Genomic DNA, 26,966 nt, shown 5'->3' with positions numbered 1-26,966 from the left:
CAGGATAAAACCACTCGCACACTGTGCGAGAGTGTCGTACGGTGTGCGAGTGAACTCGAACGCTGTACGAGACCCGCGCCGATGGTGGATCCTGGCCGCCCTCTGCCTGGCATTGCTGGTGCTGGTCATCGACAACACCGTCCTCAACCTGGCCATCCCGTCGCTCAACCAGGAGCTGGGCGCGACGCCGTCGGACATCCAGTGGATCCTCGACGCGTACGTGCTGGCCTTCGCCGGCCTGCTGCTGACCGCGGGCAGCCTGTCCGACAAGTACGGCCGCCGCCGCTTCCTCATCGTCGGGCTGGCGTTCTTCGGCGGCGCCTCCCTGCTGGCCCTGGTCGTCACCGAGCCCTGGCAGCTGATCGCCGCCCGCTTCCTCATGGGCGTCGGCGGCTCGCTGGTGATGCCGTCCACGCTGTCGATCCTGATGACCGTCTTCGACGCGGACGAGCGGCGCAAGGCGATGGCGGGCTGGAGCGCGGTGGCCCTGGTCGGCATGGTGTCGGGGCCCACGCTCGGCGGCTTCCTGCTGGAGCACTACTGGTGGGGCTCGGTCTTCCTGCTGAACGTGCCGGTGGCGGCGATCGCCATCGTGGCCGCCGTCATCCTGATGCCCGAGAGCCGCAGCCCGGCGCGCAGGATCGACCCGGTCGGCGTGGTGCTGTCGATCGTCGGCCTGACCGCGGGCGTCTACGTGATCATCGAGCGGGAGTGGAACCTTCCGATCATCGCGCTCGCGGTGCTCGCGCTGGCCGCGTTCGTCATCTGGGAGCGCAGGCAGAAGCAGCCGATGCTGCCGCTGCACCTGTTCGCCAACCGCAACTTCAGCGGCGCCTCGTTCTCGATCCTGCTCATGTCGTTCGGCGCCGGCGCCGTGATGCTGATGCTGACCCAGTACCTGCAGTTCGTGCTGGGCTACGGGGAGATGCAGGCGGGGCTCGCCATGCTGCCGTACGCCGTGGCCGCCGCGATCTTCAACGGCGTGGGCGCCGGGCTCGGGCGGCGGCTGAGCAACCGGGTGCTGGTCGGCGCGGGGCTGCTGCTCATGGCGGGCGGCTTCGTGGTGATGGCGCTGACCACCGGCTACCTGCCGCTGCTGACCGGCCTGGTGATCATGGGCATGGGCGGCGGGCTGGCGGGGCCGTCGGCGTACGCCTCGCTGATGGGCGCCATCCCCGTCGATCACGCCGGGGTCGGCTCCGCGCTCAACGACACCGTGCAGCAGGTGGGCATGGCGCTCAGCATCGCGGTGCTCGGCAGCGTGCTGGCCGGGCGCTACACCTCGGAGATGCCGGCCGATCTGCCGGCCGCCGCCAGGGAGTCGATCGGGGGCGCGCACGGGCTCGGGCTCGCCGACGTCGCCGACGAGGCGTTCACCTCGGCCATGCACCTCGGCTCGTGGGTGGGCGGCGCCTTCTGCGTGGCCGCCGCGCTGCTGGCCGTCAGCGTGCTGCGCCCGCCGGCGCCCGCCGCCGCTCCCGCGCCCGCACCGCAGGGCAGCCCCGTGTGACGGGTTTCCACTGTGTAAGGCATTTTCCCGCCGCGTCGACACGTTGCACATAGGAGGGCACCCGACCGGAAAGGGATACTCGATAACATGTCGGACCTACTCGCGCGCCACCGGGCAGTGCTGCCCAACTGGCTGGCACTCAACTACAACGAGCCCATCGAGATCGTCAGCGGCAAGGGCAACCGCGTCATCGACGCGGACGGCAAGAGCTACCTCGACTTCTTCGCCGGGATCCTGACCAACATGATCGGGTACGACGTGCCGGAGGTGCGCGATGCCGTCGAGCGCCAGCTCGCCACCGGCGTCGTCCACACCAGCACGGTCTACCTGCTGCGGGGGCAGATCGAGCTGGCCGAGAAGATCGCGCGACTGTCCGGCATCCCCGACGCCAAGGTGTTCTTCACCAACTCCGGCACCGAGGCCAACGAGACCGCGCTGCTGCTGGCCACGTACGCGCGTAAGAGCGACCAGGTGCTGGCCATGCGGCAGAGCTACCACGGGCGCAGCTTCGGCGCGATCAGCGTCACCGCCAACCGGTCGTGGAAGAACAACTCGCTCTCCCCGCTCAACGTGCACTTCCTGCACGGCGCCGACCGGCACCTGACCCAGTTCAAGGGCCTGTCGGACGCCGACTACATCAAGGCGTGCGTGGACGACCTGCGCCACGTCCTGGCCACCTCCGTCTCCAACGACGTGGCGGCGCTGATCGCCGAGCCGATCCAGGGCGTGGGCGGGTTCACGATGGCCCCCGACGGGCTGTTCGCCGCCTACAAGGAGGTGCTGGACGAGCAGGGCATCCTGTTCATCTCCGACGAGGTGCAGACCGGCTGGGGCCGCACCGGCAGCTCGTTCTTCGGCATCGGCGACCACGGCGTGACGCCCGACATGATGACCTTCGCCAAGGGGCTCGGCAACGGGTTCGCGGTGGGCGGCGTCGTCGCGCGCGGCGACCTCATGGACGCGCCGCACGCGGTGGGCCTGTCCACCTTCGGCGGCAACCCCATCGCCATGGCCGCCGCCAACGCCACCCTCGACTACGTGCTCGACCACGACCTCCAGGCCAACGCCGCCCGTACCGGGGAGATCATCATCAGCGGCCTCAAGGCCGCGGCGCAGCGCCTGTCCGTGGTCAAGGACGTGCGCGGCAAGGGCCTGATGTTCGCCGTCGAGCTGGAGAGCCCCGCCCAGGCGGGCCGCTTCATGGAGCTGACCAAGCGGGCGGGCCTGCTGGCCGGCAAGGGCGGCCTGTACGGCACCGCCATCCGCATGGCGCCGCCGCTCACCCTCAGCGTGGACGAGGCCACCGAGGGGCTCGGCATCATCGTGACCGCCCTGGAGACCATCGACGCGGAGGCAGCGGCCCAGTGAAGTCCGTCAAGCACTGGATCGGCGGCGCACTTGCCGACGGTGACTCCGCGCGTACCGCGGAGATCTTCAACCCGGCCACCGGCGAGGTGAGCGGCCACGTCGCGCTCGCCTCGGCCGCCGACGTGGACGCCGCCGTCGCGGCGGCCGTCGCGGCCTACCCCGCCTGGCGGGACGCCTCGCTCACCAAGCGCACGCAGGTGCTGTTCCGCTTCCGCGAGCTGATGTACGCCCACCGCGACGAGCTGGCCGCCCTCATCTCGGCCGAGCACGGCAAGGTGCACTCCGACGCGCTCGGCGAGGTGGCCCGCGGCCTGGAGGTCGTCGAGTTCGCCTGCGGGATATCGCACCTGCTCAAGGGCGGCTTCTCCGAGGGTGTCTCGACCCGGGTCGACTCCTACTCGATCCGCCAGCCGCTGGGCGTGGTGGCCGGCATCACGCCGTTCAACTTCCCGGCCATGGTGCCGATGTGGATGTACCCGGTCGCGATCGCCTGCGGCAACGCGTTCGTGCTGAAGCCGTCGGAGCGCGACCCGTCGGCCTCGCTGCTCATGGCGCGGCTGTGGCAGGAGGCCGGGCTCCCCGACGGCGTGTTCAACGTCGTGCAGGGCGACAAGGTGAGCGTGGACCGGCTGCTTGAGCACCCCGACGTGCGCGCGGTGTCGTTCGTCGGCTCCACCCCCATCGCCCAGTACGTCTACGAGACCGGCACCGCCCACGGCAAGCGCGTCCAGGCGCTCGGCGGCGCCAAGAACCACATGCTGGTGCTGCCCGACGCCGACCTCGACCTGGTGGCCGACTCGGCGGTCTCGGCCGGGTTCGGCTCGGCGGGGGAGCGGTGCATGGCGATCTCCGTCGTGCTGGCCGTGGACCCGATCGGCGACGAGCTGGTGGGCAAGATCGTCGAACGGGTCGGCAGGCTCGTGGTCGGCCCTGGCGACGACCCCAAGTCCGAGATGGGGCCGCTCGTCACCGGGCCGCACCGCGACAAGGTCGCCTCCTACCTCGACCTCGGTGTCCAGGAGGGCGCCAAGCTGGTCGTGGACGGCCGCGAGACGCCCGTGCTGGGCGGCGGCAAGGCGGCCGAGACGCCCGGTTTCTGGCTCGGGCCGACCGTGCTCGACCACGTGCCCGTCGGGTCGCGCACGCACACCGACGAGATCTTCGGCCCGGTGCTGTCGATCGTGCGCGTCTCCTCGTACGAGGAGGGCCTGGAGGTCATCAACAACGGCCTGTACGGCAACGGCACCGCCATCTTCACCAACGACGGCGGCGCGGCCAGGCGCTTCCAGAACGAGGTGGAGGTCGGCATGATCGGGATCAACGTGCCGATCCCCGTGCCCATGGCGTTCTACAGCTTCGGCGGCTGGAAGTCGTCGCTGTTCGGCGACACCCACGTGCACGGCACCGAGGGCGTGCACTTCTACACCCGCGGCAAGGTCGTCACCTCCCGCTGGCTCGACCCCTCGCACGGCGGCGTGAACCTGGGCTTCCCCACGAACGGGTAAGCGGCGCTCACGGGCGGGAGGAACGACCGTTCCTCCCGCTCCCGTCCCCGGTAAGCTCCAGCACGACGGACAAGGGGGGACATCGTGAACGGTCGTCGTACTTATGCCCTGGCGCTCGCCGCGACGGCGCTGGTCGCGGGCGTGGGCGTGGCGGCTCCTGCGGCCGTTCCCGGGCCTCAGGGCGTGCGGCCCCAGCCCACCCCCACGGCCAAACCCAGCGCGAGCTCCACTCCCACGCCCACGCCGAGCGCCACCCAGCTCGACGGCACGCTGCAGATCCTCACCTACCGCGGCTACGCCGAGTACGGCGGCGTCAGCTCCCGCGTCAACTGGGTCGGCTCGTTCGAGAAGGAGACCGGCTGCCGCATCGCCAGGCTCGACATCGCGCAGACCGCTGAGGAGTTGGCCGCGCGGGTGGACGACCGGCCCTACGACGTCGTCACGGCCGGTCCCGTGCTGGCGGCCGACCTGATCGAGCGCAAGTGGGCGCAGCCGATCGACCCGGCCAAGGTGAGCGGCTACACCGACCTCGACAAGCGGTTCCGCGACATGACCACCGTGTCGGGCAAGTCGTACGGGGTGCCGTACCTGTGGGCGTACGACGAGTTCGTCCGCGACCGCAACACGGGCGGCGACCTTGAGCAGGTGTTCTCCTCGACGCGGGCGGCGCTCAGGGACAGCCCGCTGACGATCGCCGCCGCGGCGCTGGCCGAGGGGGCGAAGGAGCCGTACGAGCTGAGCGAGGCCGACCTCGACAAGGCGATGGCGCTGCTCGACCGCAACAAGGACCGCACCTACTGGCGCAACCCCGTCGACCTCGTCAAGGGCTTCGCGACGGGCGCGCTCGACTATGCCCAGCTCACCCCCTACTACCGGCTGCTCCTGCAGAAGGCGGGGGTGCCCCTCGAGACGGTGAAGACGCGGGCCACGCTCGGCTGGCTCGACTCCTGGATGCTCAGCGCGAACGTCCCCGACGCAACCTGCGCCTACCGCTGGCTCAACTGGGTGACCGCGACCGACGCGCAGCGCGACGCCGCCGCGTGGACGGGCATGGCGCCCGCCAACGGCAAGGCGTGCAAGGGGCGGGCCAGGGCGATGTGCCGGGCGTACGGGATGGGCGACGACAAGCGGCTCGGCAAGGTGGACTTCGCGGTGCGCCCGCCCGGGGGTTGCCGCGCGGACGACGGGGAATGCACTGACTACGCCACCTGGGCCAAGCGGTGGCAGGAGCTCATGAAGTAAGTGGTGGCCGCCCCCACCTGACTGTGCCGCGGGCTCGCCCTTCTCCCCCGCTGGGCGGGCTCGCTCTGAGGCGCCCCGGGCCTTCCCCTCTGTCCCGGGGCGTCTCGCCGCGCTCGTCGTGCGTCAGCGGGACGGGAAGGCCACCACGGTGGCCATGGGCGCCGGCACGAGGGCCTCGGCGCAGTCGGCGCACGCGAGGATCGGTGCGTCGTCGGGCAGGCGGCCCACGCGCACGCGCGGGCGCGGCCATCGCTTGTGGCAGACGACGCAGGCATCGCCGTCGCGCTGGGCCCAGGTCAGGCCCTCAGGGTCGAACGTCAACATGTCCTGCGCCGTTCTGGTCGCACCCCAGCTCATCACGCTCCCACCGCCCATGGGACTCTCCGCATGTCGCAACCGTTATAACCCTGACCGTGGCCGTGAGCGTCCTGCTGAGCGTCAAGTCAGGGTGAATTCTCTACCCGAGCGACGCCTTTTACACCACAAAAACGGGCAACCAGCCGCAAGCTGGGTGCCCGTTTCGTAGGGTTTCGTCTAGAGGTCGGCGATGGCCTTCTCCAGGATGCCGAGGCCCTCCTCCAGCAGGTGCTCGGGGATGACCAGCGGCGGCAGGAAGCGCAGCACGTTGCCGTACGTGCCGGCCGTCAGCACCAGCAGGCCCTCCGCGTGGCAGCGCTTGACGACCTCCGCGACGGCCGCCGGGTTCGGCTCCTTGGTGCCCGGCTCGACCAGCTCGATCGCGATCATCGCGCCCCGGCCCCTGACGTCCCCGATCACGCCGAAGCGCTCCTTGAGCGCCTCCAGGCGGGGCAGCATGATCTCGCCGATCCGCCTGGCCCTGGCCACCAGGTCGTCGGACTCGATCGTCTCCAGCACGCCCAGCGCGGCCTCGCAAGCCAGCGGGTTGCCGCCGTACGTGCCGCCGAGCCCGCCCGCGTGCACCTTGTCCATGATCTCCGCGCGCCCGGTCACCGCCGCCAGCGGCAGGCCGCCCGCGATGCCCTTGGCCGTGGTGATGATGTCCGGCACGACGCCCTCGTCCTCGCAGGCGAACAGCGTCCCCGTACGCGCGAAGCCGGTCTGCACCTCGTCGGCCACGAACACGATGCCGTTCGCCCGGCAGAACTCCGCGATGCGCGGCAGGAAACCCCTGGCCGGCACGATGAAGCCGCCCTCGCCCGCGATCGGCTCGATCACCACGGCGGCCACGTTCTGGGCGCCGATCTGCTTGGTGATGAGGTCGATGGCCTGCTCGGCCGCCTCATCCGCGCAGTTGTCAGGGCCCGTCGGCCAGCGGAACGGGTAGGCCAGCGGCACCCGGTAGACCTCCGGCGCGAACGGCCCGAACCCCTGCTTGTACGGCATGTTCTTGGCCGTCAGCGTCATCGTCAGCAGCGTGCGGCCGTGGTAGCCGTGGTCGAACACGACGACTCCAGGGCGGCCCGTCGAGTGCCGGGCGATCTTGACCGCGTTCTCCACGGCCTCGGCGCCCGAGTTCACCAGGAACGTACGCTTCTCGTGCTCGCCCGGCGTCAGCTCGTTGAGCTTCTCGCACACCTGCACGTACGACTCGTACGGGGTGACCATGAAGCAGGTGTGGGTGAACTCGGCGACCTGCTTGCGCACCCGCTCGACGACCTTGGGCGCGGCGTTGCCCACGTTCGTCACGGCGATGCCGGAGCCGAAGTCGATCAGCGAGTTCCCGTCGGCGTCCTGCACCACCCCGCCGCCCGCGCGGGTGACGAAGACCGGCAGGGTCGTGCCGATGCCGGGTGGGACGGCGGCCTGCTTGCGGGCCAGCAACTCCTGCGACCTCGGGCCTGGGATGGCGGTCACGACGCGCCGCTCCTGGGGAATGCTCATGCTTCGACGTTATGGTGGGCTTTCACCTGCGCCGATAGGTCGATATGTAACACTGGGAGTGGTCGTCTTAGCCGAAATGGACAAATTCCGCATGCCGCCTACGCTGCAGACCGTCATGCGCCGCATGCACCTGAGGCCGCTGGCCGGCACCTCAGGGCCCGGCGTGCTCGACGCGGCCGTCCGCTGGGTCGCCGTCAGCGAGCTGGCCGACCCGACACCCTACCTGGAGGGCGGCGAACTCCTGCTCACCACCGGCCTGCGCATGGACGGCGACCTGACCGGCTACGTCGCCCGCCTCGTCAGGCGCGGGGTGGCCGGGCTCGGGTTCGGCGTCGGGGTCTCGCACGAGGAGACGCCGGCCGCCCTCGTCGAGGCCGCGGAGGCGGCCGGGCTGCCGCTGCTCGAGGTGCCGCGCGAGACGCCGTTCATCGCCATCGGCAAGGTCGTCAGCGAGCTGCTCGCGGCCGAGCAGTACGAGGAGATCAGCCGCGCCTTCGCCGCCCAGGGCCGGCTGACGCGGGCGGCGCTGCGGCCCGAGGGCGTGCACGCCGTCATCGACCGGCTCGCCAAGGAGGTCGGCGGGTGGGCGGCGCTGCTGGACGAGTCGGGCGAGGTCCGCCACGCCACGCCGGACGCCAGGACGGACGCGGTCGCCGCCGAGCTCTCCCGCCGCCGCGGCCGCCCCCTGGACACCCCCCGGCGGGCCGAGGCGGGGGATGGGCGGATGCCGGCGAGCCTGGCGCTCTCCGCGCCCGGTGAGCACATCGTGGTGCAGCCGCTGGGTGGGGGCGGGCGGCCACGGGGGTTCTTCGCCGTCGGGGCCGGGCACGCGTTCACGCCCGTCACGCAGACCGTGATCAACGCCGCGGGCTCGCTGCTCACCCTGTCCATGGAGCAGGGCAGGGCGCAGCGCGCGGCCGAGCGCAGCCTGCGGGCCGCCGTGCTGGAGCTGCTGCTGGCGGGGGAGGAGGAGCGGGCCAGGGCGGTGCTGGGCCGGCTGGGCGGCCGGCTGCCCGCCGCACCCGTGGTGGTGCTCGCGGCGGGACCCGACGCGCTGGACGCGCTGGAGGCGGTCACGTTCACCGCGCTGACCGGCGTGCCGGACGTCGTCGCGCTCGTGCCCGAGCAGGAGGCGGCTGAGGTGGCCCTGAGCGCGGACGCGCCGGTCGGGGCGAGCCTGCCCACCGGCTACGGCACCCTGCGCGACGCGCTCGACCAGGCCAGGCGGGCCCTGGAGGCGGCCCTGGACACGCGCAGGGGCCCGGTCGTCAGGTTCGGCGAGCTCGCGGGGCAGGGGCTGCTCGCGCTGCTCGACCCGGCCGCCGCCCACGCGTTCTCGACGGCGGTGCTGGCCCCGCTCACCGCGTACGGCTCCCGCGCCGACCTCATGGAGTCGCTGCGGGCGTACCTGGAGAGCAACGGCCACTGGGACGCCGCGGCGCAGCGGCTCGGCGTGCACCGCCACACGCTGCGCTACCGCATGAGACGCGTCGCGGAGCTGCTGGGCCGCGACCTCGACGACCCCGGCGTGCGCGCGGAGCTGTGGCTCGCCCTGGAGGCGGCCGGCCGCCCGCCGCTGCGCGGCCGCGCTACTCCGGCTTCTCGACCTGGTAACAGCAGATGATCGCGGTCGTCACGGCCTCGTACGTGCGCCCGTCGCGCAGGTGCCCGGCCCGCTCCAGGCTGATCGCACCCTGAGCGGCCGCCCAGAACGCGTCGGCGATCTTGCGGGGCTGCGTCGGGATCAGGTAGCCGGCCGAGATGCAGTCGGCGATGACGCGGTCGAGGATGTTCAGGGCGGCGCGGGCGAGGGTGCGGGCGCGCTCGCTGGGCTCGAAGCCGGGGATCGCGCGCTCGAACATGAGGCTGTAGTAGCCGGGCTCCGACAGGCACGCCTGCCGGTAGGCGGGGCCGAGCGCGGTCAGGTGCTCGTACGGGTTGCGCCGCTGCGGCACGGCCTCCAGATAGCGGCGGAAGCGCTCGAACCCCTCCAGATAGAGCGCCTCCGCCAGCCCTTCCCTGTTGCCGAACATCGTGTAGATGACGGTCGTCGTGCAGCCGGCTTCCGCGGCGATCCTGCGCATGGTGAGGCTGTCGGGCCCGTCGCTCTGGAGCAGGTTGACGGCCACGTCGAGGAGACGCGAGCGAAGTTCGTCGTGGGTGGCGCGCTCGCCCAGGAGGTAAGCACCCTGGAGTCCCAGAGGCGCCGAGGTCATGAGACCTCCCTTGCGGCCAAGGAGCTATGCGTCCTTGTGACCTCACGTCGTTCGGTCACGGGGCCCACGCCTTTCTGATCGAGGGCCCACCGCGCTGGAGACCCGCACTCGATGACTTAGCCATGGCGGAGATCCCTCAAACCACTCCGCATGGTAAACATCCCGAATTGGGTCTACTTCTGTTACATCATGGGTATACAACAGGGCTTGTACTTAACGGTGAGCCCTCGTGTGAGTCTTGTGCATCGTGGTGTAAATCCCCCGTGCACGCGTGGCATAACGTCGGGGTATGGACGTGCGTACCTTCTGGCTGGCCGGCCGCGCCGCGACCGGGGAGACCGAGCTCACTGTCACCAACCCCCACGACGGCCGCGCGGTCGCGCGGCACTGGGTGCCCACCGACGCCCAGGTGGAGGAGGCCGTCGCGGCCGCGGCCGCGGTCGCCGGGCAGGCCGCCGCGCTGCCCGTGCACGTACGCGCCGAGGCGCTCGCTCACGTCTCGCGCCGCCTCGCCGAGCGGGCCGACGAGATCGCCCACCTCATCACCGCCGAGAACGGCAAGCCCATCATGTGGGCGCGCGGCGAGGTGAGCAGGGCCGTCGCCACCTTCCGCTTCGCCGCCGAGGAGACCCGCCGCTGGTCCGGCGGCGTGCAGCGGCTCGACACCGAGCCCGCCGCGGCCGGCCGCCTCGCCTACGTCTCCCGCGTGCCCAAGGGCCCCGTGCTGGCGATCACCCCGTTCAACTTCCCGCTGAACCTGGTCGCCCACAAGGTCGCCCCCGCCATCGCCGTCGGCGCGCCCGTCATCGTCAAGCCCGCGCCCGCCACCCCGCTGTCCTCGCTGCTGCTCGGCGAGATCCTGGCCGAGACCGACCTGCCCGCCGGCATGTTCTCGGTGCTGCCCATCGAGAACGAGCGCGCCTCCGCCCTCGTGACCGACCCCCGGCTGCCCGTCGTGTCGTTCACCGGCTCCGCGCCCGTCGGCTACGCCATCGCCGACCAGGTGCCGCGCAAGCACGTGACGCTGGAGCTGGGCGGCAACGCCGCCGCCGTCGTGCTCGCCGACGCCGACCTCGACTGGGCCGCCCAGCGCATCGCCCTCTACTCCAACTACCAGGCCGGGCAGAGCTGCATCGCCGTCCAGCGGGTGATCGTCGAGCAGTCCGTCTACGACGCCTTCGCCGAGCGGCTGCTGCCCGCCGTCAACGCGCTCGTCACCGGCGACCCCTCCGACGAGAAGACCCAGGTCGGGCCGCTCGTCTCCGAGGCCGCCGCCGAGCGGGTCGAGCAATGGGTGCGCGAGGCGGTCGACGCCGGCGCCACCCTGCTCGCGGGCGGCGGGCGCGACGGCGCCACCGTCGAGCCGACCGTGCTGGCCGGCGTGCCCCACGACGCCAAGGTCGCCTGCGAGGAGGTCTTCGGGCCCGTCATGATCCTGCAGCCGGCCGCGTCCATCGACGAGGCCTACGCGATGGTCAACGACTCCAAGTACGGGCTGCAGGCCGGGGTGTTCACCCGGTCGCTCGACGCCGCCTTCCGCGCCAACCGGGAGCTGGAGGTGGGCGGCGTGATCATCGGGGACGTGCCGTCGTACCGGGCCGACCAGATGCCGTACGGCGGGGTCAAGGACTCCGGCATCGGGCGCGAGGGGCTGCACTCGGCCATGGAGGACCTGACGTACGAGAAGGTCATGGTCCTGACCGGGCTGTCGCTGTAGGAACCGCGGCGGGGTGACGCGGCGCGCCCGTCACCCCGCCCGTCCTGATCCCCTCCTCCTAGGCGCGTTCGGCCGTGCGGAAGAGGGACTTGATCGTGTCGCCGAAGTACGGGCCGTACATCGTGCGGTGGTCGTCGCTGTACTTGAAGCTGCTCAGCGACGTTATCGTGCCCCTGCCCGTCGCGGTGTCGAACGACGTCATCCACGGGCCGCCGCTGGCGCCCGCCGTCATGTCACAGCCGAGGCCCTGGTCGCGGGTCTGACCGTGCGGGTCGTTCTTGAGCCGGCCCGCGCAGTAGACGAGGTGCGAGCCGTCGTACGGCGGGTCCGCCGGGTAGCCGAAGCCGAACGCCTGGCCGCCGCGGCCCGTGTTGAAGGCGATGCTCTGGGCTCCGACGACGTCCGTCACGTGGCGGCCCCTGGAGGTGGCCAGGGCGACCATGCCGACGTCGTAGTTGTCGTCGCCGCTGCGCGACCACGGGCCGGCGACGAACATGCGGCGGGCGGTGTACTGGCCGTACGGGTGCTCGTGGGCCGTGTCGTACCCCGGGACGAACGTCCAGTTCGCCGCCCACTCGCCGGAGCCGTCCTTCACGCAGTGGCCGGCGGTGACCACGACGTCCCTGTTGGCGCTCTTGACCGTGCTCGCCGAGCAGACGAAGTCGGCGCCCGCCACGGTCAGGAACACCCGGCCCGTGGTCCTCGCCACCTGGCCGCCGGTGATCCAGCGGGAGCCGACCGTGCTGGTGGCTGGCTTCGCGGGCCTGGCCGGCGCGAGGGGGCGGGCGGCCGCCATGAGCTCACGCGGCGACGGCACCGCCGACTCCCCGCCCGCTCCCGCCGGACCGCTCGCTCCCGCCGGACTGCTCGCTCCCGCCGGGCCGCTCGCTCCCGCCGGACCGCTGAGCGGTCCTGCGGCGCCTCGCGCCGGCGCCCCGCTCGCGGGGCCGCTGTTCGCGGGGGCGGCGCTGCCCGTGAGGCCCTTCGTGATGCCGCTCAGGCCGCCGGTGAGGCCGCGTTCGACGAGGCCGAGCACGTCGATCGGCAGGGCCTTCGCCATGCGTTCCGGCGTCCAGTACGCGAGCACGCGCCGCTGGTCGGAGGCCGTCCTGGCGGCCACGTGCTCGACGATGTCACCGTGGAGGTCGCCGTGGAGGACACCGTGGAGGTCGCCGCGCTCCGCGAAACTCGCGGAGACGACGGCCTGGGTCCCGGTCTGAGCCCCGGTCTGGGTCCCGGCCTGGGTGTCGGCCTGCTGGCGGACGGGTGCCGCGCCGGCGAGCGCGGGGCCGATCAGCCCCGCCATGAGCGAGGCGGCCGCAAGCAGGGGGGTGCTCAAGGTCATGGCCCCCGAGTGTGCCCCACGAGATGTGTTCTTGTGACTACTTTCGGTGAATTCCTCAGGCTGCGTTGGTGGTTTGCGCTGCTTGGTAGACGGCCTGGGCCTCGGTCCCGAAATAGGGGCCGAACATCCAGTTGGGGGCGAAGTTGTATTTGAAGCTGTTGACGGAATTCTGGGTGCCGAGCCCGGTCGACTCGGTGAAATTCAGCATCCAGGGACCGCCGCTCGAACCGCCGGTCATGTCGCAGGTCAGGCCGAGGCCGCGGCTGGCCAGGAAGTCGTCGAACGTCCGCCCGCCGCAGTAGACGAGCTTCGAGCCGTCGTACGGCGCCGCCGCCGGGTAGCCGAAGGCGTACATCTGCTGCCTGCGCGGTTGATTGAAGGCCACGCCCTGGCCGCCGACGGTGTCGACCAGCGTCTTGCCGTTCACCGGCGCGACCACGGCGGCGGCCACGTCGAAGTTGATGTCCTCGCCCGAGTTCCACTGCGGGGTGGTGAGCAGCCGGGTGGCGGGCCAGGTGCCGAAGGGGCGCTGACCTTTGTCGTAGCCGGGGACGAAGACCCAGTTCGTGTGGAAGGCGCCGGACATCTTCACGCAGTGGCCCGCGGTCAGCACGACGCTCTTGTTGGCGCTGGTGACGGCGGTGCCCGAGCAGGAGGCGTTGCGTCCCTGGGTGGTGAAGAAGATCCGCCCGGTCGTACGCGCGACCGCGCCGCCCTTGGTCCACGCCGCGCCCGAGCTGCGCGCCGCCTGCGTGGTGGCGCCCGACCCGCCACGGGTGGGTGGAGCGGTCCACGCGGTGCCCTGGCGGGGTTCCGCAGCATTGGGCGCCACCTTGGGGTCGGGGACGTCCAGCGGCTGGGCGGCCTCCATGCGCCGCTCGGTCCAGTACGTCATCGCCTGCCGCCGCTCGGACGCCGTGTCGGCGGCGGCGTGCTGCGCCGGCTTCGGCCGGGGCGCAATCCGGGACCCGGCTTGGGACCCGGTTGAGGACGCAGCTGAGGACGCAGCTGAGGACGCAGCTGAGGACCCGGCTGAGGACCCGGCTGAGGGCCCGGTTGAGGACGCAGCCTGGGCCGCCGCGGCGGGGAGTGCGGTGGCGAGCAAGGTGCCGGTCAGCGTGGCGGCGGAAAGCAGGGCGATTTTGCGGTGCATTACGTACCTCCCTAAAACGGACTCGGGGTTGGAACGTAGCCGCCGCAATATCCGGATTTCTCAAGATTCGCGCATTCCGATATGACGATATTCCGACATAAATGAACTGGGTTATCTCGTGTCACATAAGGCGGCGAATTTTGGCCCGGCCGCCCCGTCGTGCCTGAGCGCCCGGCACAGCGGGGAGAATGGGTCTGTGCATGCAGAGACCCTCCGCTCCGTCGTCATCCTCGGCTCCACCGGTTCAGTGGGCACGCAGGCCCTCGACGTCATCGCCGCCAACCCCGGCGGTTTCCGCGTCGCGGCGCTGGCGGCAGGAGGTGGCAGGGTCGACCTGCTGGCCAGGCAGGCGGCGGAGTTCGGCGTCGAGGCGGTGGCGGTGGCCGACGCCTCGGCCGTGCCCGCGTTGCGCGAGGCGCTGGAGGCCCACGGCGTCAAGCCGGTCGTGCTCGGCGGCCCCGACGGGGTGGCCGAGGTGGCGGGCTGGGAGTGCGACATGGTGCTCAACGGCATCACCGGCGCGCTCGGCCTGGCCTCCACCCTGGTCGCCCTCAAGGCGGGCCGCCTGCTCGCGCTGGCCAACAAGGAGTCCCTGATCATCGGCGGGCCACTGGTCAAGCGGCTGGCCGCGCCGGGCCAGATCCTGCCCGTCGACTCCGAGCACTCCGCCCTGCAGCAGTGCCTGTGGGCGGCGGGTCCCGATGGCCACGACCCCTCCCGCGTCAGGCAGCTGGTGGTCACGGCCAGCGGGGGGCCGTTCCGGGGCATGAAGCGCGAGGAGATGGCCGACGTCACGCCGGAGATGGCGCTGGCCCACCCGACCTGGTCGATGGGCCCCTACATCACCGTCAACTCCGCCACCCTGGTCAACAAGGGGCTCGAGGTGATCGAGGCCCATCTGCTGTTCGACCTGCCGTTCGACCGCATCGAGGTCGTCGTCCACCCCCAGTCGATCATCCACTCCATGGTCGAATACGTCGACGGCTCCACCATCGCCCAGGCCAGCCCGCCCGACATGCGGCTGCCGATCGCGCTCGCGCTCGCCCACCCCCGCCGCGTCGCGGGGGCCGCGCGGCCCATCGACTGGACCAAGGCCCACACCTGGACGTTCGAGCCGCTCGACGACGTGGCCTTCCCCGCGGTCGCGCTGGCCAGGCACGTCGGCGGCGAGGGCGGCACCGCGCCCGCCGTCTACAACGCCGCCAACGAGGTGTGCCTCGACGCGTTCCTGCGCGGCGATCTGCCGTTCCTCGGCATCGTCGACACCGTGGCCAAGGTCGTCGAAGAACACCAGGTCACCCCGGCCGGCTCCGTCGAGGAGGTGCTCGCGGCCGACGCCTGGGCGCGGGCCCGTGCGGCCGAACTCACAGCCGGGCAGTCCCGCTAGCTACCTAGACTGGAAAGCGTCGTCACAGTAAGGGTTGAAATGTCTCCTGTAGCTCTCGGCATCCCGACGGTCCGCCCCAAGCCGCTCGCCGAACGCCGCCACTCCCGGCAACTCATGGTCGGCAGCGTGCCCGTGGGCGGCGACGCCCCCGTCTCGGTGCAGTCGATGACGACGACGGTGACCGCCGACGTCAACGCCACCCTCCAGCAGATCGCCGAGCTCACGGCGTCGGGCTGCCAGATCGTCCGCGTCGCGGTGCCGTCCCAGGACGACGCCGACGCGCTGCCGCTGATCGCGAAGAAGTCGCAGATCCCCGTGATCGCCGACATCCACTTCCAGCCGAAATACGTCTTCGCCGCCATCGATGCCGGGTGCGCGGCCGTCCGGGTCAACCCCGGCAACATCAAGAAGTTCGACGACAAGGTGGGCGAGATCGCCCGCGCGGCCTCCGACGCCGGCGTGCCCATCCGGATCGGCGTCAACGCCGGTTCCCTCGACCCCCGCCTGCTCCAGAAGTACGGCAAGGCGACGCCAGAGGCGCTGGTGGAGTCCGCGCTGTGGGAGTGCTCGCTGTTCGAGGAGCACGGCTTCCGTGACATCAAGATCTCGGTCAAGCACAACGACCCGGTCGTGATGATCAACGCGTACCGGCTGCTGGCCGCCCAGTGCGACTACCCGCTCCACCTCGGCGTCACCGAGGCGGGGCCGGCCTTCCAGGGCACGATCAAGTCGGCCGTGGCCTTCGGCGCGCTGCTCGCCGAGGGCATCGGCGACACCATCAGGGTCTCCCTGTCGGCGCCTCCCGTCGAGGAGGTCAAGGTCGGCGCCCAGATCCTCGAGTCGCTGGGGCTGCGCGAGCGCGGCCTGGAGATCGTCTCCTGCCCGTCGTGCGGGCGGGCCCAGGTCGACGTCTACACCCTGGCCGACCAGGTCCAGGCGGGCCTTGAGGGGATGAAGGTGCCGCTGCGGGTGGCCGTCATGGGCTGCGTCGTCAACGGCCCTGGCGAGGCCCGCGAGGCCGACCTGGGCGTCGCCTCCGGCAACGGCAAGGGCCAGATCTTCGTCAAGGGCGAGGTCATCAAGACGGTGCCGGAGTCGCAGATCGTCGAAACCCTCATCGAGGAGGCCCTGCGCCTCGCCGAGGAGATGGGCGTCGAGGTCGACCTCGACGACGACACGACCGGCCCCACCGTCACCGTCGGCTGACGGCCGTCGGCCGAGTGCCCGGCCAGTTGGCCGGGGGTGAACCGGACCGGCTCCGGCCGGCCGGCTGATCGCGCCTGCCGGCCGGTCCGCTGATCGCGCCTGCCGGCAGGTCGGCTGCGCGACGGCCCGCCTGCTGGTCGGTCGGCCTGCCTGCCACCCCACCTCAGCATCGCCCCAGGCATGCGTGCGCGCATGGGCGGGCGGAGCCGAGGGGCGGGTGGGCTGGTTACAGCGGGCAATGGAGGCATTACAGGTTGGCAAGCTTTTCCCCATACCCTTCGTGGTCGCCTGGTCGCTCGCGGGAGCATCGCAGGGCCTATGACAGGAAGGGGGCCGGGTGAAGCGGGTAGCTGGGGTTGTGGCCGGAGTGGCGGTGCTCGTCGCCGGGGTCGGGAGTGCGAGCGGGACCGCGGGGGCGGTGGCCGGGGGAACGACGTCGGCCGGGGTGAGGCAGGCGCGGGCGGCCGTCGCCTGGGCGGCCTGTCCCAAGGTGGCGGGCAAGGCGGCGCCGGCGGGGCTGGAGTGCGCCACCGTACGCGTGCCGCTCGACCACAAACGGCCGAGGGGCCAGACGATCAAGCTGGCGCTCAACCGGATCAAGGCCAAGGTGCCCAGGGGCGGCAGCCATCTGGGGACGCTCCTGATCAACCCGGGCGGGCCGGGCTCGCCGGGGCGGGCCCTGACCGAGTACGTCGCCACGTCCCTGCCCACCGAGGTGTCCGAGCGTTACGACATCGTCGGCTTCGACCCGCGCGGCGTCGGCGGCAGCGAGCCCGCCGTGCACTGCGTGGACGCCGAGACGTACTACAAGGCGCCGCGGCTCGACCAGATCCCGCGCAACAGGGCGCACGAGAAGGCGCTGCTGGCCCGCGCCGCCGGCTACGCGAAGCGCTGCGGCGACCAGTGGTCGTGGCTGCTGCCGCACCTGACGACGGAGAACTCCGCCAGGGACATGGACCGCATCCGCGCCGCGCTCGGCGAGGAGAAGATCAGCTACTTCGGCTACTCGTACGGCACCTACCTCGGCGCCGTCTACGCCACCCTGTTCCCGAGCCGGATCAAGCGCCTGGTCATGGACAGCACGGTCGATCCGGGCGGCGTCTGGTACGCCTCCAACCTCAAGCAGGACCGCTCGTTCGAGCGCCGCCACCGCCAGTTCCTGGCCTGGACGGCCCGCCACAACGACGTCTACAAGCTGGGCTCCACGGTCAAGCAGACGTCGTTCGCCTTCTACGCGATGCGCGACCGGCTGCGCTCGCACCCGGCGGGCGGCGTGGTGGGCCCGAGCGAGCTGGACGACACGTTCACGCTGGCCGGTTACACGGACAAGGTGTGGCCGTCGTTCGCGCAGGCATGGTCGTCGTACGTGCGCGACGGCGACGTCACGGGCCTGACCGACGTCTACACCAGGCACGGCAAGAACGACGCGGCCGACGAGAACGGCTACGCCGTCTACCTGGGCGTCGAGTGCAGCGACGCGCGCTGGCCGCGCAAGTGGGACAAGTGGCGGACCGACATGACCAGGATGCACCGCAAGGCGCCGTTCCTGACCTGGCCGAACGCCTGGTACAACGCGCCGTGCGCGTTCTGGCCGGTGCGCGGCGGCACGCCGGTGCAGGTGCACGACTCGCCGAAGCTGCCGCCGTTCCTGATTCTGCAGTCCAAGGACGACGCGGCGACGCCGTACCAGGGGGCGCTGGAGATGGCCGAGCGGTTCCCGCGCGCCAAGCTGGTGGTGGACCAGGGCGGCAACCACGGGGTGACGCTGTCGGGCAACACCTGCATGGACCGGCACCTGGTGACGTACCTGCGGGACGGGACGCTGCCGAGGACCGGCGCGGCCTGCGCCGCGGCGGCGGACCCGAAGCCGGCCGCGCACATGGCGTCGGGCAGCTCGCGCGCCCCTGACCTGCTGGGTCTCCTCGGGGCGCTGAACCTGCTGAAGGGCGCGCGCTGACGCACCGGGCCGGCCGCGGACAGGTCGGACGTCAAGAAAGGGTTACCGTGGGCATTTCCGGATGAGCTATTCGGTAACCCTTCGCGTAGTCTGACCATTGTGATGCTGCGTACATCGGCGTCGCGCGTGCTCGACGACAACGACCGGGACGAGGTCCTCGCCCTGCTCGACGCCGATCCGGTCGCCAACGTCTTCGTCTCCTCGCGGGTGCGGGCCGTCGGTCTCAACCCCGCGCGGCTGGGCGGGCAGATGTGGGGCTTCGGCACGCGCGGTGGCCTCGTGTCACTCTGTTACGCCGGCGCCAACATGGTGCCGGTCAACGCCGGTCCAGAGGCCGTGCACGCGTTCGCCGACCGTGCCCGCAAGCAGGGGCGGCGCTGCTCGTCCATCGTGGGCCCGGTCGACGCGGTCAGCCTGCTGTGGGAGCGGCTGGAGCCGCACTGGGGGCGGGCGCGGGCGATCCGCTGGGCGCAGCCGGTCATGGCCATCTCCAGCAGGCCGCCGGTGCCGGCCGATCCGCTCGTGCGCCGGGTGCGGCCCGAGGAGTTCGACATCCTGCTGCCGGCGTGCGTGGCCATGTTCACCGAAGAGGTCGGTGTCTCGCCCAACCTGGGTGACGGCGGCGCGCTCTACCGTACGCGGGTGGCGGAGCTGATCAGGATCGGCCGCTCGTACGCGCGGATCGACGACGGCCGGGTGGTGTTCAAGGCCGAGATCGGGGCGGTCACCCCGCAGGCCTGCCAGATCCAGGGGGTCTGGGTCGATCCGGAGCTGCGCGGCAAGGGTCACGCGGTGGCCGGGATGGCGGCCGTGGTGGAGGCGGCGATGAGCTGCTTCGCCCCCGTGGTCACCCTCTACGTCAACGACTACAACCACTCGGCGCGTGCGGTCTACCGCAAGGTGGGCTTCCACGAGGTGGACACGTTCATGTCGGTGCTGTTCTGACCCAGTTCTAGCCGGGCACGCGCAGGGTCAGCAGCGCCACGTCGTCGTCGTTGTCGTCGGGGCGCACTTTGCGCAGCAGCCGGTCGCAGAAGCCGTGCAGCTTGCGCGCGCCGAGCGCCGACGCCTCCTTGCGCAGCCGTTCGAGGCCGTCGTCCAGGCTGTGGCTGGGCGACTCGATCAGCCCGTCGGTGTAGAACACCACGCTCGAGTGCGGCGGCAGGTCGACGACCGCGTCCTGGCGGGGCACGCAGATGCCGGTGCCGAGCATCAGGCCGCCGCCGTCCTCCAGGAACCGGGTCGTGCCGTCGCGCTCGACCAGCAGCGGCGGCGGGTGGCCCGCGTTGGTCCAGCGCAGCCGCCAGCCGCCGTCCACGGGTTCGGCGCGGGCGAAGACGACGGTGGCCATCGTGGCCTCGGCCATGCGCGAGACCGCCTGGTCGAGCCGGCCGATGACGGTGCTGGGCAGGCTGTCCATCTCTCCCGCGTACGCCCGCAGCATGTTGCACACCTGGGCCATGCCGGCGGCGGCGTCGAGGTCGTGGCCCACCACGTCGCCGATCACCAGGCCCAGTGCGCCGCCCGCCTGGGTGAAGGCGTCGTACCAGTCGCCGCCGACCTGGGAGGCGTCGGGGGCCGGCACGTAGCAGGCGCTCATCTCCAGGCCGGACACCACCGGCAGGCGGGGCAGCAGGTGGCGCTGCATGGTCTCGGCGACGCGGCGCTGGCGCTCGTACAGGCGGGCGTTGTCGAGCGCCAGCCCGGCACGGCGGGCGATGTCCTCGACCAGCAGCAGGTCGCCCGCGGTGTACGGCTGCGCCCGCTCGGACCGCCCGAGGGTCAGCGCGCCGATCACCTCACGGATGCCGCGGATGGGGGCGATGCACGCGGACTTGATGCCGGTCTGCGCCAGCAGGTCCTGCTGGGCGACGGCGATGCCGGTGTCGGGCGGCATTCGGTAGCTCTGCGGGCTGATCAGCGTCGCGGTGACGCCGCGCAGCGCCCGCGACAGCGGCATCGGGGAGTCCTCGGTGACGGGCGGCAGCTGCCGCTGCAGGTCGTCGCGGTGGGTCAGCGTGCCGTTCTCGTAGTGGACCACGACGGCGCGGGAGATCGTGCCTTCTTCGTCGACCAGGTCGACCACCACCCAGTCGGCCAGCAGCGGCACCACCAGGCGCACCAGGTGGCGCAGCGTCGCGTCCACGTCGAGGCTGGAGGTGAGCGTGGCGGTCGTCTCGGCGAGCAGGGCCAGGCGTTCGAGCTCCGACAGCGACGGGTTCTGCCAGGGCGGCTCGGCGGCGCCGTCCTCGGCGTCGGGGGCCGGGTGGAAGATCACCAGCGCGCCCGTCGCGGACTCGTCGACCCTGCAGGGGGTGACGAGCCAGCTCACGCGGATCAGCGTGCCGTCGCCGCGCTCCATCCACTCCTGGTCGCCTGATCCGGTGCTGCCGGAGATGAGGGCGTGGCGCATCACGCACCGGCTGTGCGGCAGCGCCTCGCCGCGCCTGCCGCGGTGCAGGGCGTCGTGGGCGTCATGGTCCAGCAGGTCGCCGGCGCGCCGCAGGAGCAGGCGCTCGGCGTTGGGGTTGACCTCGATGATGCGGCCGCGGTCGTCGACCACGTACGCGCCGGCCTCCTTGAGGTCGCGCAGCCTCAGAGGACGCCCGCCCTCAAGGGTGAGGTCGTGCGCCTGCCTGGGCGGGACGCTCATGGACGATCTCCTTTCTCCAGGAGAACCTACCCAGGAGCCACCCCTATCACCGCAGGCTCGGTCATACGCGTACGAGCTTGTCGAAAAGCCGGGCCAGTTCGGTGCCCGGGTCGGCGGTCAGCCCCGCGTGCACCGGCCCCGCCTGGACGACCGTGCTGCGCGGCGCCGTCAGCCAGCGGAACCTGCCGCCGAGCGACTCGCCGGCCAGCGGGCCGGGCTCGTCGCCGCAGGCCAGCTCGTACGCGCCGAGCGCCCGCCGCACCCCCTCGACGTCGGCCCCCGGGTCGAGCGCCCGCAGCCGGCCGGGGTCGAGCTCGACCTTGGCGCACAGGTAGCCGCGCGGCTGGCAGTAGAGCAGCACACCGGCGTTGATCTGCTCGCCCCGCTCGACCTTCGGCACCACGCGGATCACCGCGTACTCGTAGACGTCCCTGCTCATCGGCTCCCGCCCTCCCGCCAGAACGCGCCGACCGAGCCGGGGCCCGCCGTCTTGCGGGCCTGCTGCTCGCCTGCCAACAGCCAGCCGCGCGGGCCGTGCGCCCGCTCCAGGAGATGCTCGACGTACGCCGCCCGCACGGCGGCGGGGGAGTCGAAGCCCTGCTCGCCCGCCAGCCACTCGTCGGGCACCAGGGCCGTCACGCTCTCCAGCAGCTCGCGGTCGATGCGCCCCGCCAGGTCGGCGCCCGCGCGGCCCACGTCGCCCGCGAACGGCGCCAGCACGTGGTCGCCCGCGTCGAACGGCCGCTGCGGGTCGGCGGTGCGCCAGTTGTGGTGGAACCACAGGGCGGCGCCGTGGTCGATCAGCCACGTGTCGCGATGCCAGATGAGCAGGTTGGGGTTGCGCCAGCTGCGGTCGACGTTGTGGATCAGGCCGTCGAACCACACCACCCTGGCGGCGAACACCGGGTCGGGCACCCAGGCCAGCGGGTCGAACCCGAGCGCGCCCGGCAGGAAGTCGACGGCCAGGTTGAGCCCGGTGCTGGCCTTGAGGAGGTCCTGCACCTCCTCGTCGGGCTCCCTGACGCCGAGCTGCGGGTCGAGGTCGATGAGCTTGAGCTCGGGGGTCCTGAAGCCGAGACGCCGGCCCAGCTCGGCGGCGATGATCTCGGCGACCAGCACCCGCCGGCCCTGGCCGGCCTCGCGGAACTTGACGACGTAGGTGCCGAGGTCGTCGGCCTCGACCACGCCGGGCAGCGACCCGCCCTCCCGCAGCGGGGTGACGTAACGGGTGGCTGCGATCTTTTCCAGCACGAGATGAGGCTATCGCCCTGGAAGCGCCGTTCAGGACGTCACACGGGCATCTTGGCGATCACCTCTTCGGCGAAGCGTTCCATGGTGGCGAGCTTGAGCTCCAAGGTGCCCTCGCCGTACCGGGACTTCTCCTCCGGCGTGGCCAGCCACCACGGGGCGGCCAGCGTGCCCGTCACGCCCTTGGCGGCGAAGTGGCGGTAGGTCTCCGCCTCGGGCAGCACCGCGAGCGGCGCGATGACCTCGAACTCCTCGATGGACCTGCCGTTGGCCTCCAGGTGCCCGCGCAGGGTGTCGAGCACCTCGTCGAGCTGCTCTTCGGTGTAGATGCGGTTGCCGATCCAGCCGTCGCCGAGCCGGGCCGCGCGGCGCAGGGCGGCCTCGCTGTCGCCGCCGACGTACACGGGGATCGGGCCTGACGGGGTGGGGGAGATCGACAGCGGCGGGAGGCCGTCGAGGGTGACCGTCTCGCCCGACCAGAGCCCGCGCAGCGCGGGCAGCATCGCGTCGAGGCGCTTGCCGCGGGTGTGGAAGTCCTGGCCGGTGGCCGTGAACTCCTCCTTGCACCAGCCCACGCCGACCCCGAACGTGACCCGCTCGCGCGACAGCACCGCCGCCGTGGACACCTGCTTGGCCACGGTGAACAGGTCGCGGGCGGGCGCGATGTAGACGTTCGGCGCGAAGCGCAGCGTGCTGGTGACCGCGGCCATGGCCCCGATCGTCACCCACACGTCGGGCCAGTGCGTACGCGCGTCCCACCGGGGCCGCCCCGACCGCGAGTACGGGTACGGCGAGGCGAAGTCGGCGTAGAAGAGGTGGTCGGAGAGCGTCAGCGTGTCGAACCCGCACCGCTCGGCCGCCCTCGCCAGTTCGGTGAACTGATCGGTGTCGGAGAAGGAGGCGCCCAGCCAGAACTTCATCGAAACTCCGGTGCGACCTTGGTGGCGAACAGTTCCAGGTTCCGCTTGACCGTGTCGAGCGGCAGCACGCCCTGCTGGCCCTGCATGTAGAGGCCGAACCACTCCAGGTCGGGCATCTTGTCGAGCATGCGCTGGATGCCGCGCTTGACGTCGTCGGGCGTGCCGAACAGCGCCATCTCGACGTCCCTCATGCGCTTGGCGTCGCCCTTCTCCGGCGAGATGGGCTTGTGCTTCTCGTCCTCCTTCTTGCGCAGCACCTCCAGGTAGCCGAAGGGGCCGAAGAAGGCGGCGAAGTCCTTGGGGATGCTCCTGCCGAAGGTGGCGATGGCCTGCTCGGTGGTGTCGCCGATGCCGACGATCTTGAGGATGCCGGTGTGCTCGCCCAGCTTGTAGTGGCGGCCGTGCTTGGCCGACTCCTCCTGGTAGAGCCTGGCCTTCTGGGCGTGGTCGTCGGGGTTGGGGGTGAACATCCACGGCAGGATGTCCTCCTGCGCCGCCCTGATGACCGACCGGTCGGAGATCGTGAACGGCTGCCACAGCTCGGGATGCGGGTTCTGGTACGGCTTGGGGCAGACCGACACCGCCTTGACCACGCCGTCGTCGTCGATCTCGCCGGGCGCGCCGAACGTGCGGGTCCACTCCTGGGCGGGCCAGCCCTCGATGCCCTCGTACGGGAAGGGCACCTGGTAGTCGAGCACGTCCGACTTGTAGCGGAGCGTCTCCTGCGTCCAGGCCAGCTTCATGATCTTCAGCACCTCGCCGAAGACGTCGAAGTTCCGCGTGTCGGTGGCCGAGCCGTCGGAGCGGGCGGCGGCGGCCTGCCAGCGCTGGCCGAGCACGTTCATCCAGCGGTTCTGGTAGCCCCGTGCCACGCCCAGCCGCAGCCGTCCCTTGCTGAACTGGTCGAGCAGCGCGACGTCCTCGGCGGCCCTGATGGGGTCCCAGGCGGGCAGCACGAGGCCGAGCGGGGCGAGCAGGATGCGCTCGGTCCGCGCCGCGAGGTCGGTGAGGAACATCAGCGGGTTGACCGAGAACTCCATGCCTTCCGAGTGGAAGTGGTGCTCGGTCATCATCAGCGCGTCGAACCCGATCTGGTCGGCGTGCACGGCGATCTCGCGTACCTCGTGCAGCAGCCGCTGGTACGACTCGGTGTCGCGGCCGATCGGGCGCTTCGCCCTGGCGTTCTCCTCGGCCGCGTAGCCCGAGCCTGGGATCTGCGGATTCAGGAAGATCGAAAACTTCACCGGGAACCTCTCTCCGCGGGACGGTCCTTCGCAAGGTACTCTGGAAATCTTAACCGAGCAATCGCTTGGTTTATCGGTGTGGGGGTGTGATGAAGCTCGGCGTCACGATGTTCGCGACCGACCTGGCGATGCCCGTGCAGCAACTCGCGAAGGCGGCGGAGGAACGCGGGCTCGACTCGCTCTACCTGCCCGAGCACACCCACATCCCGGTCTCACGGCGCACGCCCTACCCGGGGGCGGCGGACGGCGAGCTGCCCGAGGAGTACAAGCGCACGCTCGACCCCCTCGTCGCCCTGTCCTTCGCCGCCGCCGCGACCGCCCGGCTGCGGCTCGGCACCGGCATCCTGCTCGCCGCCCAGCGCGACCCCATCGTCACCGCCAAGGCCATCGCCTCTCTTGACCTGCTGTCGGGCGGCCGCGTGGTGGTCGGCGTCGGCTTCGGCTGGAACGTCGAGGAGATCGAGAACCACGGGGTCCCGTACGGGCGGCGCCGCGAGATCGCCCGCCACCACGTCATGGCCATGCAGGCGCTGTGGCGCGACGAGGTGGCCTCCTTCGAGGGCGTCGAGCCGGCCTGGTCCTGGCCCAAGCCGCTCAGCCGTCCGCCCGTCCATGTGGGTGGGGCGGCGGGGCCGAAGCTGTTCGCCCACGTCGCCGAGTACGCCGACGGCTGGATGCCCATCGGCGGGCGCGGCATCAAGGCGGCGCTGCCCGCCCTGCGCGAGGCGTGCGAGAAGGCGGGACGGTCGATGGCCCGGGTGATCCCGTTCGCCACGCTGGCCACCAGGGAGAAGCTCGACTACTTCGCCGAGCTGGGCATCGAGGAGGCCGTCGCGACGCTGCCCAGCGGGCCCGCGGACGAGGTGCTGCCCGTCCTCGACCGGTACGCGGCGCTGCTCCCGTAGCTTGTTCTGGACGCTCGCTTGCCCCGGCCAGGCATAATGGCGGTATATGTCCGAGCTACGTGCCGACGACCCCCGGCAGTTGGGGTCCTACCGGCTGACACGCAGGCTCGGTCAGGGTGGCCAGGGAGTGGTCTACCTGGGCGAATCCCCGCAACGCGGCCGGGTCGCCATCAAGCTGCTGCACGCCAGCCTCTCCGGCACCGCCGACGCCCGCCGCCGCTTCCTCGGCGAGGTGCAGGCGGTGCGCAGGGTCGCCGCGTTCTGCACGGCCCAGCTCCTGGACGCCGACCTCGAAGGCGACCGTCCTTACCTGGTGAGCGAGTACGTCCACGGCCCCTCGCTGCGCGAGCACGTCGAGAAGGAGGGGCCGCGTACGGGCGGGTCGCTCGAACGCCTGGCCATCGGCACCGCCACCGCCCTGGGCGCCATCCACCGCGCCGGGGTCGTGCACCGCGACTTCAAGCCCGGCAACGTGCTGCTCGGCATCGACGGGCCCCGCGTGATCGACTTCGGCGTGTCCCGGCTCGTCGACACCACCGTCACCACCAGCCACATGCCCATGGGCACGCCCGCGTACATGGCGCCCGAACGCATGAAGGGCGAGCCGGCCGGACCGCCGGCCGACATGTGGGCCTGGGCGCTCACCGTGGCCTACACCGCCAACGGGCGGCCCGCGTACACCGCCGAGACCCACAACGAGGTGCTGGCCCGCGTCCTCTACGGCACGCCCGACCTCGGCGACCTCGACGGGCGGCTGCGTGAGATCGTCGAAGCCTGCCTGGCGACCGAGCCCGCCGACCGGCCCGACGCGGAAGAGGCGCTGCGCCTGCTGCTCGGCCAGGAGGGCGACGGGGGCGACGTGCTGACGACCGGCGCCATGGCCGCCGTCGGGGGCAACGGCATCGGCACGCTCGTCCGCACGAGCAGGCCCGTCACCCGCGCTCCCGACGCCGTCGTCGGAGTCGGCGCCGCCGAGGCTGAGCCAGGCGTCATCACCGACCCCGACCCCACCACCAGCTTCCCCGCCATCACCCGCACCCAGGTGGCGCGGGCCGGGCGGCGGCGGGTGCGGCCCTGGCAGATCGGCGTCGCGCTGGCCGGGCTGCTCATGGGCATCGCCGGGTTCGTGCTCTACCTCCAGAGCGCCCAGGGCGAAGGGCTGGCCGGCGACTGGAGCGGCTCCGCCGAGCACTTCACCGCCGAGCGCGTCTTCCCCGTCGAGCTCGTCCTGGACCACGAAGGCTCGGGACGCATGCGGTGGGGAGCCGACCTGCACTGCACCGGACGGCTCTCGCGCGACGGCGGCGGCATGGTCTTCACCCTCAGCGACGTCGGCGGGCAGGAGTGCTACCCGGGCACGCTCCGCATGTACCCCACCTCCGATGTGAACCAGATGGATATCAAGGTCACTCGTGCAGGTAAGGACGAAGTGACGTATTCCGGCAGGGTTGCGCGTACGTCCTGACCGGCTGTGTCACGGTCCGGATGCGATTGCCCTGCGCACCGTTGACTGTTCGCGGCCCCTTG

At 71.5% G+C, this 26,966-nt stretch carries 22 protein-coding genes; 12 read left to right on the top strand and 10 right to left on the bottom strand.

Annotation, left to right across the window (positions count from 1 at the left end; all coding sequences use genetic code 11):
* The first annotated feature begins 49 nt into the window (after positions 1-49).
* The 4 genes from ACFFR3_RS21865 to ACFFR3_RS21850 all read left to right on the top strand — a co-directional run bounded on the left by ACFFR3_RS21865 (position 50) and on the right by ACFFR3_RS21850 (position 5,625).
* Positions 50-1,510 carry an MFS transporter gene (locus tag ACFFR3_RS21865; RefSeq protein WP_364380322.1) on the top strand — a complete coding sequence of 487 codons (1,461 nt, stop codon included), beginning with the start codon at positions 50-52 and terminating at the stop codon, positions 1,508-1,510.
* 87 nt (positions 1,511-1,597) lie between these two features.
* Positions 1,598-2,878, top strand: coding sequence for an aspartate aminotransferase family protein (locus ACFFR3_RS21860; protein WP_364380325.1), 1,281 nt, complete (start codon positions 1,598-1,600; stop codon positions 2,876-2,878).
* Positions 2,875-4,383 carry a CoA-acylating methylmalonate-semialdehyde dehydrogenase gene (locus ACFFR3_RS21855; RefSeq protein WP_379483737.1) on the top strand — a complete coding sequence of 503 codons (1,509 nt, stop codon included), beginning with the start codon at positions 2,875-2,877 and terminating at the stop codon, positions 4,381-4,383. Before ACFFR3_RS21860 ends, ACFFR3_RS21855 begins: the two co-directional genes overlap by 4 nt.
* Before the next feature lie 84 nt (positions 4,384-4,467).
* Positions 4,468-5,625 carry an extracellular solute-binding protein gene (locus ACFFR3_RS21850; RefSeq protein ID WP_345398226.1) on the top strand — a complete coding sequence of 386 codons (1,158 nt, stop codon included), beginning with the start codon at positions 4,468-4,470 and terminating at the stop codon, positions 5,623-5,625.
* 123 nt (positions 5,626-5,748) lie between these two features.
* Here ACFFR3_RS21850 and ACFFR3_RS21845 read toward each other — a convergent pair whose 3' ends face one another.
* Positions 5,749-6,000 (bottom strand): hypothetical protein, encoded by a 252-nt coding sequence (locus ACFFR3_RS21845; protein ID WP_364380334.1) that lies wholly within the window; start codon positions 5,998-6,000, stop codon positions 5,749-5,751.
* Between the two features lie 159 nt (positions 6,001-6,159).
* Positions 6,160-7,488, bottom strand: a complete 1,329-nt coding sequence (gene gabT, locus ACFFR3_RS21840; RefSeq protein WP_345398232.1) for a 4-aminobutyrate--2-oxoglutarate transaminase — start codon at positions 7,486-7,488, stop codon at positions 6,160-6,162.
* Between the two features lie 91 nt (positions 7,489-7,579).
* Here gabT and ACFFR3_RS21835 point away from each other — a divergent pair, with 91 nt between their 5' ends.
* Positions 7,580-9,112: a PucR family transcriptional regulator gene (locus ACFFR3_RS21835; protein ID WP_379483736.1), complete on the top strand. Its 1,533-nt coding sequence runs from the start codon at positions 7,580-7,582 to the stop codon at positions 9,110-9,112.
* On the opposite strand, the gene ACFFR3_RS21830 is transcribed toward ACFFR3_RS21835, so the two are convergent.
* Entirely contained in the window at positions 9,078-9,704 is a 627-nt protein-coding gene (locus tag ACFFR3_RS21830; protein WP_345398244.1) for a TetR/AcrR family transcriptional regulator, read from the bottom strand. The genes ACFFR3_RS21835 and ACFFR3_RS21830 overlap by 35 nt on opposite strands.
* Positions 9,705-9,993: 289 nt before the next feature.
* Between ACFFR3_RS21830 and ACFFR3_RS21825 the strand changes: the two genes are divergently transcribed.
* Positions 9,994-11,421, top strand: a complete 1,428-nt coding sequence (locus ACFFR3_RS21825) for an aldehyde dehydrogenase family protein (protein WP_379483735.1) — start codon at positions 9,994-9,996, stop codon at positions 11,419-11,421.
* Between the two features lie 58 nt (positions 11,422-11,479).
* Here the strand turns inward: ACFFR3_RS21825 and ACFFR3_RS21820 are convergent, their stop codons facing one another.
* Both ACFFR3_RS21820 and ACFFR3_RS21815 read right to left on the bottom strand, forming a co-directional pair.
* Entirely contained in the window at positions 11,480-12,766 is a 1,287-nt protein-coding gene (locus ACFFR3_RS21820; protein ID WP_379483734.1) for a trypsin-like serine peptidase, read from the bottom strand.
* Positions 12,767-12,821: 55 nt separating this feature from the next.
* Positions 12,822-13,661 (bottom strand): trypsin-like serine peptidase, encoded by an 840-nt coding sequence (locus tag ACFFR3_RS21815; protein WP_364925624.1) that lies wholly within the window; start codon positions 13,659-13,661, stop codon positions 12,822-12,824.
* A gap of 454 nt (positions 13,662-14,115) precedes the next feature.
* Between ACFFR3_RS21815 and dxr the strand changes: the two genes are divergently transcribed.
* The 4 genes from dxr to ACFFR3_RS21795 all read left to right on the top strand — a co-directional run bounded on the left by dxr (position 14,116) and on the right by ACFFR3_RS21795 (position 19,414).
* On the top strand, positions 14,116-15,306 hold the full coding sequence (gene dxr, locus ACFFR3_RS21810) for a 1-deoxy-D-xylulose-5-phosphate reductoisomerase (protein ID WP_364380352.1): 1,191 nt from the start codon (positions 14,116-14,118) through the stop codon (positions 15,304-15,306).
* Positions 15,307-15,345: 39 nt separating this feature from the next.
* A complete protein-coding gene (ispG, locus tag ACFFR3_RS21805) occupies positions 15,346-16,512 on the top strand; it encodes a flavodoxin-dependent (E)-4-hydroxy-3-methylbut-2-enyl-diphosphate synthase (RefSeq protein WP_345398256.1) in 1,167 nt (388 codons plus the stop codon).
* 337 nt (positions 16,513-16,849) lie between these two features.
* On the top strand, positions 16,850-18,469 hold the full coding sequence (locus ACFFR3_RS21800; RefSeq protein ID WP_379483733.1) for an alpha/beta hydrolase: 1,620 nt from the start codon (positions 16,850-16,852) through the stop codon (positions 18,467-18,469).
* Positions 18,470-18,571: 102 nt separating this feature from the next.
* The gene (locus ACFFR3_RS21795) at positions 18,572-19,414 is read left to right on the top strand and encodes a GNAT family N-acetyltransferase (RefSeq protein ID WP_364380592.1); all 843 of its coding nucleotides are present in this window, start codon (positions 18,572-18,574) and stop codon (positions 19,412-19,414) included.
* A gap of 7 nt (positions 19,415-19,421) precedes the next feature.
* Here ACFFR3_RS21795 and ACFFR3_RS21790 read toward each other — a convergent pair whose 3' ends face one another.
* From ACFFR3_RS21790 to ACFFR3_RS21770, 5 genes are all read right to left on the bottom strand, one after another.
* On the bottom strand, positions 19,422-21,122 hold the full coding sequence (locus ACFFR3_RS21790; protein WP_379483732.1) for a SpoIIE family protein phosphatase: 1,701 nt from the start codon (positions 21,120-21,122) through the stop codon (positions 19,422-19,424).
* 61 nt (positions 21,123-21,183) lie between these two features.
* The gene (locus tag ACFFR3_RS21785) at positions 21,184-21,561 is read right to left on the bottom strand and encodes a DUF3037 domain-containing protein (protein ID WP_379483731.1); all 378 of its coding nucleotides are present in this window, start codon (positions 21,559-21,561) and stop codon (positions 21,184-21,186) included.
* Positions 21,558-22,373: a HipA family kinase gene (locus tag ACFFR3_RS21780; protein WP_379483730.1), complete on the bottom strand. Its 816-nt coding sequence runs from the start codon at positions 22,371-22,373 to the stop codon at positions 21,558-21,560. Before ACFFR3_RS21780 ends, ACFFR3_RS21785 begins: the two co-directional genes overlap by 4 nt.
* Before the next feature lie 38 nt (positions 22,374-22,411).
* Positions 22,412-23,290 carry a TIGR03619 family F420-dependent LLM class oxidoreductase gene (locus tag ACFFR3_RS21775; protein WP_345398271.1) on the bottom strand — a complete coding sequence of 293 codons (879 nt, stop codon included), beginning with the start codon at positions 23,288-23,290 and terminating at the stop codon, positions 22,412-22,414.
* Complete coding sequence (locus ACFFR3_RS21770; protein ID WP_379483729.1) at positions 23,287-24,534, bottom strand: LLM class flavin-dependent oxidoreductase; 1,248 nt, start codon at positions 24,532-24,534, stop codon at positions 23,287-23,289. The genes ACFFR3_RS21775 and ACFFR3_RS21770 overlap by 4 nt, the downstream gene beginning before the upstream one ends.
* A gap of 89 nt (positions 24,535-24,623) precedes the next feature.
* On the opposite strand from ACFFR3_RS21770, the gene ACFFR3_RS21765 reads away from it, so the two are divergent.
* Positions 24,624-25,439: a TIGR03619 family F420-dependent LLM class oxidoreductase gene (locus ACFFR3_RS21765; protein ID WP_345398274.1), complete on the top strand. Its 816-nt coding sequence runs from the start codon at positions 24,624-24,626 to the stop codon at positions 25,437-25,439.
* Positions 25,440-25,485: 46 nt separating this feature from the next.
* Positions 25,486-26,904, top strand: coding sequence for a serine/threonine-protein kinase (locus tag ACFFR3_RS21760; RefSeq protein WP_379483728.1), 1,419 nt, complete (start codon positions 25,486-25,488; stop codon positions 26,902-26,904).
* Positions 26,905-26,966: the final 62 nt, after the last annotated feature.

Origin of the sequence: Nonomuraea salmonea (genome assembly GCF_042428605.1) — a bacterium.
GTDB classification, from domain to species: domain Bacteria; phylum Actinomycetota; class Actinomycetes; order Streptosporangiales; family Streptosporangiaceae; genus Nonomuraea; species Nonomuraea salmonea.
This window is presented reverse-complemented; position numbering and strand designations above follow the sequence as displayed.